A 10,904-nucleotide genomic window follows, 5' to 3' on the forward strand; every position below is an offset into this window, starting at 1 on the left:
CGATGCCTATCGATTTCAATCGTGTGCCGCCGCGCGTGAATGTACCGGCTGCCCCCCAGGTTTCGATGATCATCTGGACAATCCTGTTTGTCCTCGTGATGGGAGCGGGAGCAGGGCTGACGATCACGCTCTGGCCGACTGACCGACCTACGAATACCTCATGGTTCTGGTTCTGCCTCGTGGGTTACCCATTTCTGGCCTGGGCATTTCTGCTGTTCGCGTGGCTCGGATATGGCTATGCCTGCCGCGATCAGGCGATTGCGACGAATCGCGTTAGCGACGACGCGGAGCAGTCGTGCCATGCAATGGCAGCCAGACCTTTGGCGATCCTGGGCCATACCTGGTTCGTCTCCACGAATGATTCGGAAAACTCGCTCACACAAATACTGACGGGGGCCGAAGGGACGATGTTGCGACAAAGTGGTGCAGTAGCGGATAGAGAAGTGAACGCACGCTGGCTCACCCTTCCCGATGTCCATTTTTTCCCCGGTAACGAACTCACGGAACGTGCACGCCATCATGCCGTGTGTACATGGTTGCTCAAGCGCTTGATAGACAACTTGTCGCCACAGTGCCGGGCGCTACCGCCGGGAACAAGACTTCATGTCGAACTATGTCATCGATCGAGGCTGAAGGCCGAGGTCGTCGAAACTCAAATACAGGAATTACTCGCTGAACGAGTACCTGCATTGCAAGTGGATATCAGTGCCAGCGACCCGGCGCTCACCATCTTCAGAACGGATGCATGGCACGACAACCGGGACGCCAAAAGCGCCTACCTTCTGATAGCGATTGAGCTTCGTGACGCAATCAGTGCCGTCTTGTCCAACGGCGTTGCGGAGGCGGGCGTCGCCCTTCTGGTTGGACGCCCACGCCTTGCGTCACCGTCCAAGTCCGCCGGACTCCTTTTACATCGACCGGCCCAGGGCTCGCTTGAAGCTCCTGCCGTGACGTTCGAACTTGCTGCCCGGTGGGGACAATCCTCATCCGATCGTCTACGCACGGTATGGACGCACGGTCTGATCGGCGACGATATCAGTTGTGTCCGACAAGCCGCGTCATTGCCGGACGAGGCACGCTGGATCGGACTCGAGACGTCAGTGGGCGACTGTTCGGGCGCAGGGCCATGGTTGGCCGTATCCCTTGCCGCGGAAAGGGCTCGAACTACGGGCGATCCGCAATTGGTGCTTTGTGGCGAAGGTCAAGAACTGAACGCCCTCATGTGCAGAAAGCAGACATGAACGACAACAAGAACGAAAACAAAACCCGGTCGGCCGGCTTTTTCATCGGGATCGCGGCCGTCATCGTATTCCTTGCACTCAGTCTCGCGGTGTGGGTAGAGGGGCCTCGTCGTGGGTGGTCGCTCGAGACCCGGATCATCGCCGAGCTTTCATTGGCATGCGCGTTTCTGTTAGCGATCTTGGCCGTCAAGTTCTTCGAGTTGGTATTGCTGAAGATTGCGACGCTGAGGGCGTTCAGGTGGTTCGCTCGTTTCGATGCCGGAAAACGCGCCGAATCTGCCGAATGCGACGATTCGGACGAGTTACCACAACCGGTCAATCGTGCTACGGCGCTTCGCGACATCCTGAGTGACCGCCACGGCTGGCGCTGGCGCTACCGTGACCGCTGGGTGCTCGTTGCCGGCGACACCCCCCTCGTCAAACGTCTCGCCCCCGAACTGGCCGAGATCGGGTACGTCGTTCTCGGCAACACAGTTGTATTGCACGCCAACCAGATTCGCGACCAGCTTGACACCGAATGGCTCGATCAAGTCCGACGCTTGCGACGTCGTCGCCCTGTTGACGCGATCGTAGCTGTGACACGGGACCGTAGTGTCGTGAATACCCCGTTTGACACCGATGAGCTCGCGACACGCCTTGCGCGCCATGCGCGCACGCTACGCTGGGCTGCGCCTGCGTATCTTCTGAACGCCACGGATTTTGGTAGCGAGTGGCAGGATCCAGACGAAGCCATTGGCTTGACGTGGGCCAATACGCGGATGAATGAAGAGACGATCGATGCATCGCTGCGAAGCCTCGTCGACAACCTCGCGGATGCGGGTGTTGTGCGTCTCGCGGCGGATGCCCATGATCGTTATCCTGCGGAACTGTCTCAGCATGTTTCGAGGCTGCACGATGCACTATCGAATCTGATACAGCAAGCCACTGAATCCCGCGTCTGGCGGCATGCGGTCCACGGTCTGATGTTTGCGCCGCTGTTCAAGGAGCGTGACTTAACGCCACCGGGTTCCGATCCTGAGAACGACGACGATACGCCCGGCAATCCTCAACACCGAACCCTCTGGCAAACTATCGCCGACCACAGCCGCAAGGTCCACGGCCGCCGCGTTGGTTTTTCACTGTCGACCACCGCAGCCTGGATGACGACGGCCCTGATCGGCTGCTGGTTTGCCGGCACGTTGCTGTCCGGTTTCGCCAACCGTACAACGATCGGAAGCGCAACGGATACGGCTGCGAAGCTCACCGGGCCACTGAACCCAACGCAGTCGCTGCAAACGCTTACCGACCTCGGCCGGCAAATGGATACGCTCGAAATCCGCCAGCGTACCGGTGCGCCTTTGATCGCCCGTTTCGGCTTGAACCGCGACGACGCGCTGCTCGACGCCCTTTGGCCTTACTACACCGGTGCCGCAAACCGCATCCTCGTCGGCCCGATTCGCCAGAAGCTCGACGCGAGGCTGCATCAACTGGCGTCGCTGTCCGACGCGGAAATCGCCAGTGGCGGCGATGCTCAGGTGCAGGCCGCTTACGACACGCTCAAGACCTACATGATGCTTGCCAAACCGGAGCGCGCTGTGGCCACGTTCCTGATACCGCAACTCGTCGCAACTTCTGCCCCCGAGCGCTCGACCCATTCGCAACTGTCGAAGGGCGGTTGGGAAGACCTGCGTCAGCAAGCGATCGCATTCTTCGCCAATCACGTTGGCCGTGGCGCTGCATCCGGTCAAGCCGCACTGGTGATTACCCCGGACGGCAACCTGATCGCGTCGACCCGCCAGACGATCATCGGTGTCCGAGGCATCCAGAATTCAGGAGACGCGATCTACCAGCAGATCATCGACGAAGCGACACCGAAATACCCGCCGCTCTCACTCGCGACGCTGCTCGGCGACGCGGCGTCGCAATCCTCCGCCGGCAGCGCAACGAGCCGTGGCCTGTTCGGCACGACCACGACCGTTCCCGGTGTATTCACACGTGCTGCGTGGGAAGAGCGAATCTCGAAGGCCATCGACGAAGCCGGCGAGCAACGCGATGTGGCAAGCGACTGGGTGCTTTCCGACACCAAGGTTGCCAACGCGTCACCCTCGACATTGAAAGCCGAACTGCGCCAGCGCTATTTCGACGACTATGCGCGGGCATGGGCACTCTTCCTCAACAGCCTGCGCTGGCAACCTGCCCCGACGCTGTCGGCCACGGCCGACCAATTGACGCTGCTGGGTGATCCGCAACGCTCGCCGCTCGTCGCGTTGATGAATGCGATCGTTTATCAGGCAGGCACGGGAGCCAACGCACAGTCGTTGTCCGACACGCTGATCAGCAAGGCGCAGCAGTTGGTCGGCACGGACGAAAAGGACCCATCGAAGCAGGCAAAACCTCAGCTTGCACCGCTTGCCGCCGCATTCGGCCCGATCCTGCGTTTGACCGGCAGCGATCTCGCTTCCGGAGCGCCATCCGGCGGCAAGGGGAACGCACCGCCGGCAGCAACCGGCGACCTGAGCCTGGCACGCTATCTGGAGCGGATCACGGCGATGCGCCTGAAGACATCGCAGATCGTCTCCAGTCCGGACCCGGATGCGATCGCACGTCTGGCCGCGCAATCCGTGCTGCAGGGCAAGACGTCCGATATCGCCGACAGCCGCGATTACGCGAGCCGTGTCGCCGCGAGCCTCGGTGAACAGTGGTCAGGCTTCGGCGCACTGTTCCGGGCGCCGTTCGATCAGTCGTGGCAGGTCATCGTGCAACCGGCCGCTTCGAGCCTGAACGAGATCTGGCGCACCGCGATCCTCGCCGACTGGAACAAGACGTTCGGTGGGCGCTATCCGTTTGCGGATTCCGACAACGACGCATCGCTGCCCGAGATGGCGCGGTTCATGCGTCCGGATAGTGGCGTGATCGCGCAGTTCGTGACATCGCAACTGGCCGGTGTCGTCGAACGGCAGGGCGACCGGTGGGTCGCGTCGCAAGGAGCCGATTCCGGCGCATTGACGATCGATCCGGCGTTTCTCAACGGGTTGAACAAGCTTACGCGCACGTCGACGGTCCTGTTCCCGTCCGGCGACGCACGCGTGCGTTACGAACTGCGGGCCGAGCCGACGCCGGGCGTCACCGACATGAGATTCGTGCTGTCCGGCCGCGAACTGCATTATTTCAACCAGAAGCAGGAATGGACACCGTTCGAATGGCCGGGGCAGTCGCTCGAGAACCTGTCGCATATCGAATGGCAGACGGAGCAGGGCGGGTTGCGCACCGCGCTCGATTCGCAGGGACGCTTCGGTCTAATCCGGCTGCTGGAGCGCGCGAAGGTCGCACAGCAGGACAACGCCCGCTATCTGCTGACCTGGACGCCCGACACGAGCCAGGGCATTCCGCTCAAGGTGCAATTGCGCAGCGAAGCCGGCGGCGGTCCGCTCGATGTTCTGCAGTTGCGGAATTTCACGTTGCCGACACGCGTCTTCGTGACGGGATCGCAGAACACGGGGCCGCGGGTTTCGGCGATCAGCCCGCCGCCGTTGCCGGCATCGGCGATCGCGGCAGCGAAGCATGCGGCTGTGCCGTTGCCGCCGGGGCTTCCGGGCGGGCGCCCCTTGCCGGACGACGCCATGCCGGCGACGACGGTGCAGGCATCCGGTCAACGCGCCACGCTCGAACTTGCCCAGGCGAAAACGCAAACCGCTGAACCTGGGGCGGCGAAACAGACGGCCGCGCCGAAGGCTGCGATTTCGCCACTGGCGACCACGTCGGGACTGGCCGATTCCCCCTCCGGTCCGTTCGGGCATGCCCTCAGGCTGCTGGGCGACGCATTCGTTTTTTGAGACCTGCCATGACGCTTGCTAATTTTGTGAAGACACTCGTCGGCGGCTCCCGTATCGATTCGCTTCAGCGGGCACGGACGGATACCTGGGCCACATGGGTTGCACCGATACCGGGCGAGCATGCATACGGACGCGATCCCGGCTACGAAGACGCATTCTTCGAACTGAAGGACGAAGCCGGCAAGCTGTCAGGAATCGATGACGGGCTGATCGTCCGCGCATGCGAACACCTGCTCAAGGAGACCGGCAAGGATTTGCGGCTCGCCGGCTACTACGCGTTCGCACGCCTGCGGCAGGACGGCCCGGCCGGGTTTGCCGACGGACTTGAGCTGGCCGCTGCACTCGTCGACCGGTTTGGCGAAGCGGCTTTGCCCGTCCGTCACGAAGCCAAGAAGGCCGCGCTTGAAATGCTGGCGACTGCGCGCGTGATCGAAACACTGGAGAGTCGTGGCGACTTTGCGTCAGTTGATCTCGAACGCACGTTGGCCGCGCTCGACGTGCTCGTGGCGCATACAGCCGCGTGGCCCGATGCGGCTCGTCCAAATTTGCAGCCGCTCGTTTCCCGCTTCGAGACAAAGGAAGCGCCGGCGCGCAGCGTCGATTCCGGCAAGGCGATGCCGGCAGCGACTGCGCCGGGCAAAACGTCGGCGGGGTCGATTGCGTCCACCCGCGATTTGCTCGATCAGGCCCGCGTGATGTCGGCGTGGCTCCGCGATCAGGAAAACGGCTACTTGCCGTCGGTACGCCTCGTGCGAAGCGTTCGGTGGGACACCTTGCACGACGTGCCGCCTGCAGACACCGCGTCGCATACGCGTCTGGCACCGCCACGCGCCGAGCTGCGGCAGCAGATGAAGCGTCTCGTGCTGCAGAAGCACTGGCACGAGTTGCTGGAACGTGTCGAAGGGGCCTTCATGGAAGGCGTGAATCACTTGTGGTTCGATCTGCAGTACTTCCAGCACGCGGCGCTCGATCACGTCGGTACGCCTTACAGCGCGTGGCGAGAATTGCTGCGTGCCGACTTTGCACTGTTTCTCGAACGATTGCCGGGCATCGAACGGCTGGCGTTCAGCGACGGCACGCCGTTCGCCGACGACACCACACTCGAATGGATTGCCCGACACGCGGTCGTACGTGATCTGGCGGCCGGCGAGACGGTTGCGCCGCTGCCAGTTTCCGCGGATAGCGAGAGCGATGCAGCCGGCGACTGGCCGGAAATCGAAACCCAGGCGCGTGAACTGGCTGCCCGCGAGGGCATCGAGACGGCTTTTTCCTGGCTTGAAGCGCTGCCCGGCATGAAAACCGATCGACATCGCTACTTGCAGCGGCTCGTGATGGCCCGGTTGGCCGATCATGCCGGCCGTCACGATACGGCGCTCGCACTGCTCGCCGAACTCGACGGAGCGTCCCGCTCGCTGCCGCTGATGCGCTGGGAGCCGGCACTGACGTTCGAGGTCAAGCATCAACTGGTCAAGGCATTGAAAGCGATGAGCAGCCGCAAGGATGCCGACAAGCCGGCACTCGCCCGCCGTATCGGCGAACTGCATGCGGAACTCACGGTACTCGATCCCGCGCGCGCACTGACCCTTTCGTAACGGATTCCCATGGACAACAACGATCCCATCCTGCGCTACTACGAAGCGGAAATGCGTTACCTGCGCGAGTCCGGCAAGGAATTCGCGAAGGCACACCCCGACCGGGCACGTCTGCTCAATCTGGACCGCGTCGGCGATCGCGATCCGTACGTCGAACGTCTCTTCGAGGGCTTTGCGTTTCTGACAGGCCGGCTGCGGCAAAAGCTCGACGATGAACTGCCCGAACTGACTGAAGGGCTCGTCAGCCTGTTGTGGCCGCACTATCTGCGGATGATTCCCTCGCTGTCGATCGTCGAGCTGACTCCATTCGCGGAGAGGCTGCAGAAGACCGAAGTCGTGCCGGCCGGCGTACCCGTGCGGTCCGCACCAATCAACGTGCCGTCGTCGGGCGGGGCAGAGGGCGTGACGCCGCGCACGGTGCAATGTCTGTACCGGACGACGCAGGCCGTTGCGCTGCAGCCGGTGTCGATCACGCATGCCGGACCGGCCGTGCGCCACGACGGTCGCTCGGTGATTCGTCTCGGTTTCTTGCTGCACGGTTCCGCGCTGCGCAGCGAAACGGATTTGTCGCGGCTTCGGTTGCATCTGAACGCGGATCTGCCGACCGCATTCGCGATGCATCTTGCGTTGACGCGTCAAATCGATGCGATTGACTGGCGCGTTCCGGAAGTCCGTGACGGCGAACCCGTGCCGCTCACCGGCGTGACAATCGAACCGGCAGGGTTTTCGACGGAAGAACGATTGTGGCCCAAGGCTGATGCGGCGTTCTCGGGATATCAACTGCTGCTCGAATACTTCACGTTTCGCGAGAAATTCCTGTTCGTCGATCTGTGTGGTCTGGACCTCTCGGCGCTTCCCGAAAAATCGACCCGCTTCGAGCTGGAGATTCTCCTGAAGAACGCGTATCCGTCGGATCAGCGGTTCAACGCGGAGAACGTCCGGTTGTTCTGTTCGCCGGTCATCAACCTGTTCGAACTGGACGCCGAGCCGATCGAAATCGACCATCACGAAACCGAATATCGCGTGGTGCCGGCCGGCCATCAGGGCGAGCATGTCGAGACGTATTCGGTCGACGCGATCGCGACATTCGATCACGACTCGGCCGAGCGGTACGAATACGTGCCGTTCGCGACGTTCCGGCACCGCGGCGGCATGCTGCGGCACGAGGCGCCGGAGCGCTATTTCCACACGCGCGTGCGTTCGGGCGTATCGGGGCTGCACGAAATGTGGGTGATTCTCGGCGGGCATGCATGGGAAACGATGGATACGCTGCCCGAGGAAAGCCTGTCGCTGCGTGTGACGGGCACGAACGGGATGCTGCCGCGCAAGGGGTTGCGCGAAGCGAGTCTCGACGAGTTGGCGGCCAGCACGCCGAACGTTGCAAGCGTGCACAATCTCGTGTCGCCGACATTGCCGCTGTATCCGCCGACAGAAGACCGCTTCCAGTGGCGCGTGCTGTCGCATCTCGCGCCGAACTTCCTGTCGATGATGAACGAGGAGGTGCTGCGTGGCGCTTTGGCGCTGTACGACTGGACGAACGAGGAACTGAACCGGCGGCGGCTCGCCGGCATCCTGCACGTGTCGCAGGAAATGATCGAGGAGGTGTCTGGTGGAGCGGTCGAGAGAGGTGTCCTGATCGAAGTCACGCTCGATGCGCATGCGTTTTCCGGTGAAGGCGACGTGATGCTGTTCGGCGAACTGCTGCACCGGTTCTTCGGCGCATACGCGGAGATCAATCTGTTCACGAAGCTGGCGATCGTCAGCCTGCCGTCGCGGTCGCGGACGGAGTGGCCGCGCAGCAAGGCTCAGAGGGCCGCGCTATGAGTGCATCGATCGATCGGATGCGTGCTGAAGCCGCCGAGTCGAAGGGGCTGCCGGCAGTGGCGGCGAGGCTGTTCGAGCGGGCGCCGAGGATGACTTTCATGCAGTTTTGTCGTCTGCTGGAGGCATGTGCGCCCGAACGCCCCGGCCTCGGCACATGTGATACGCCGGAGCATGAGCCGGTGCGGTTCCGGCCGCGCCCCCGGTTGGGTTTTCCGGCGGGTGAGGTGGCCGCGGTGGAGTTCGACGACGAGCACCTCGATGCGCCGCCGACCGTGCGCACGACCTTCATGGGTCTCTATGGCGTCGATGCGGCCATGCCGTCGCACATGATCGACGAGATCGTGTTGCGGGAGGAGGGGCATGAAGCAGTCGAGGCTTTTCTCGATCCGTTCAACCACCGGACGGTGACGCTGCTTTATCGCGCGTGGAAGAAATATCGTTATCCGGAGCGCTTTCGGGCCGGCGGTGTCGACGATTATTCGCAAAACCTGTTGTGTCTGGCGGGATTCGGGTGGGGCGACAAGCCTTCGCGGGCAGGCTTGCCGAACTCGCGGATGCTTGCGTTGCTGGGGCTGTTGATCCAGCGTACGCGCACGTCGGAAGGGCTGGCCGGTGTGGTGGCGCTCGCCGCGCCGGGGGCCGATGTTCGTGTCGACGAATTCTGGGCGGTGACGACGAGTACCGGGCGACCGACACCGTTGACGTCGGTGACGCCGGATAAGGATGTGCTTTCGGATGGGAAGCGTAGCGGGCTCGGCGGGGGTTACGTGCTTGGCAGGAGTCTCGCGTATCGCAGTCGAGCCGTGCGTTTGACGTTGTGGCCCGTTGATGCGCAGCAGGCTCAGGACCTGCTGCCGGGTGCGTGGCTGCATCGGGAGGTGATGGCATTCATCCAGCTGTATGTCGGCATCAAGGCCGATGTGCATTTGCGGATGAAAGTATCGATACGGTTCGTTCCGAAGCCGGCTGTCGGGAGCGAGCGTGCCAGCCCGGCACCGCGTCTCGGCTGGACGACGGTGTTGCCGTCAACCGACGAACGACTGATCGATATCGCCTTGGGTGTCTATGAGGCGTTGCCCGCGCCGCGACCCAATCCGCATCTCGTGCCGCGCACGATCTGACTCCGGAGTGTTTATGTTCTATCGAATGAGTGCGGCCACTGCCGCTGCCGTATTGCTGCTGTCGGGTTGCGGCGCGTGGCAATCCGTGTCGGATGCTTCGTCGAATGCGTATCGTGCGGTGTTTTTCAAGCAGGTAAAGGTGCTTGATGTCGATCTGACTGCGCGTGCCGCATTGAATCCGGACGACGTAGGACGGCCCACGTCGGTTGCCGTGCGCGTCTATCAACTGAAGGATCGCAAGGCGTTCGACGGAGTGTCGTACGACGATCTGCTGAAGAACGACAAGATAGTGCTTGCACAGGATATTCGTGCTGCGATGGCGGTCGTGCTGAATCCCGCAGCGTCAGCAAGTCTATCGCAGCCGATGCAGGCCGATACGAAATACGTCGCGGTAGTTGCGTTCTTTCGTAATCCCGGTAATGGTGACGGATGGAAATACGTAATTGAAAAGACGAGATTAAGCCCGGATAGACCGTTGAGAGTGGACTTGACAGATCAACTTCTGATTGGAGGTGAGAATGTGTCAAAAAAGAGGGAAAGGTGACGAGAGACGCTATCTCGTCGACGTGATTGAACTGCTGTAAATGAGGTTGTGTTGAATGAACGGAAAAGAAAGAACTCCGAAATACTGGGTATACGCATTTGGTATTGAAGTGTTCGTAGTCGTTGCTGCGATTTTATGGAACCACACTGGAGTGCACCAAGGTGGATGGAATGATTTGGCGGTCGGAATAGGAGACATTTTCATAATTTTTGGTGCTTTCTTTTATTCTTTTGTGTGGGCCATTGCTGCGCTAGTTCGACTTGTTAGACGCCGAAGGACATTCAGTCTTGCGGTTGCTGTCCAAGGATTGGCGCTTCATTGTTTGGCAATGATCGCGCTTGCGATCTCGGCGATGTATCTGTTAGCTTGACAACACAAGCGGTGCGCCGTCGATGCCGAAATTGAAGGATGTTTTCACGTTCGTCATGGACGGTAGCGGCAGAAAGGACATCGACGATCTTGGCGAGACGCTGATGTAGGCGACCGTCGCACGACGCGTCGCGAAGGTGTGCAGCTACCAAGTTATCGACAGGGTGAGTACGCAGAAGTCGCGGAATGGTGTGGGGCAACGGGCGAGCGCTGCGATACGCTCCGCACCGGTGAATCACAGCATGAAGCGGGCGACCCCGGATGAAACTGCGGGTGAACCTGTCCGCATTTTTGTGGGCGAGGCGGTTGAACAGCACGTTATCCGCGCGCCTGCATAAATCGCTCCCCGAACAGGATAGCAAACTGGTTCATCGCTGATTTCCAGTCGAAGGCGGACCGCA

General features: G+C 61.5%; 7 protein-coding genes. All 7 read left to right on the forward strand.

Annotated features, from left to right (window positions below):
- Positions 1-2: 2 nt before the first annotated feature.
- The 7 genes from LGM56_RS16820 to LGM56_RS16850 are packed head-to-tail and all read left to right on the forward strand — an operon-like array spanning position 3 to position 10,504.
- On the forward strand, positions 3-1,241 hold the full coding sequence (locus tag LGM56_RS16820; RefSeq protein ID WP_226205822.1) for a hypothetical protein: 1,239 nt from the start codon (positions 3-5) through the stop codon (positions 1,239-1,241).
- On the forward strand, positions 1,238-5,053 hold the full coding sequence (locus LGM56_RS16825) for an ImcF-related family protein (RefSeq protein WP_226205824.1): 3,816 nt from the start codon (positions 1,238-1,240) through the stop codon (positions 5,051-5,053). The genes LGM56_RS16820 and LGM56_RS16825 overlap by 4 nt, the downstream gene beginning before the upstream one ends.
- 8 nt (positions 5,054-5,061) lie before the next feature.
- Complete coding sequence (tssA, locus tag LGM56_RS16830) at positions 5,062-6,645, forward strand: type VI secretion system protein TssA (RefSeq protein ID WP_226205826.1); 1,584 nt, start codon at positions 5,062-5,064, stop codon at positions 6,643-6,645.
- Positions 6,646-6,654: 9 nt separating this feature from the next.
- Positions 6,655-8,469, forward strand: a complete 1,815-nt coding sequence (tssF, locus tag LGM56_RS16835) for a type VI secretion system baseplate subunit TssF (protein WP_226205827.1) — start codon at positions 6,655-6,657, stop codon at positions 8,467-8,469.
- Positions 8,470-8,486: 17 nt separating this feature from the next.
- Positions 8,487-9,590, forward strand: coding sequence for a type VI secretion system baseplate subunit TssG (gene tssG, locus LGM56_RS16840; protein WP_226205849.1), 1,104 nt, complete (start codon positions 8,487-8,489; stop codon positions 9,588-9,590).
- Positions 9,591-9,603: 13 nt separating this feature from the next.
- On the forward strand, positions 9,604-10,134 hold the full coding sequence (gene tssJ, locus LGM56_RS16845) for a type VI secretion system lipoprotein TssJ (RefSeq protein ID WP_226205829.1): 531 nt from the start codon (positions 9,604-9,606) through the stop codon (positions 10,132-10,134).
- Positions 10,135-10,189: 55 nt separating this feature from the next.
- Positions 10,190-10,504, forward strand: coding sequence for a hypothetical protein (locus LGM56_RS16850; protein ID WP_226205831.1), 315 nt, complete (start codon positions 10,190-10,192; stop codon positions 10,502-10,504).
- Positions 10,505-10,904: the final 400 nt, after the last annotated feature.

Origin of the sequence: Burkholderia sp. AU38729, assembly GCF_020419725.1 — a bacterium.
Taxonomy (GTDB): domain Bacteria; phylum Pseudomonadota; class Gammaproteobacteria; order Burkholderiales; family Burkholderiaceae; genus Burkholderia.